This is a genomic window from Christiangramia marina (genome assembly GCF_048285865.1).
GTDB lineage: Bacteria > Bacteroidota > Bacteroidia > Flavobacteriales > Flavobacteriaceae > Christiangramia > Christiangramia marina.
Window position 1 is genome coordinate 1 of the sequence record NZ_JBLVTK010000100.1, and the last position, 278, is coordinate 278.

At 74.5% G+C, this 278-nt stretch carries 1 protein-coding gene; it reads right to left on the minus strand.

All coding sequences use genetic code 11. The annotated features are described in order from the left end of the window. On the minus strand, nt 1-278 hold a 278-nt coding region (locus ACNKXS_RS15495), incomplete at both ends, for a hypothetical protein (RefSeq protein ID WP_417921668.1).

Genomic DNA, 278 nt, shown 5'->3' on the forward strand with positions numbered 1-278 from the left:
GCCAGCGGCGCGCTGTAGGTCACCACCTGCGCCCGCTCGGGCGCGCAGCGGTAGGTCACCACCGGGAAATCGGTTTCGGTATCGCCCGCGAAGGCCTGGCCCGGCGCAACCGGCAGCGCCTGCTCGGCCCCGTCCGGACGGCGCAGCCTGACGGCGGTTTCGACGCCCTTCTTCGGGAACACCATGCGCACCCCCACGCATTGGCGCGCGCGCGCCGTGGCGTCCACGTAGCGGGCATAGGCCAGCGCCTGCTCGCAGGCGGCGCGCAGCTCGCCGCT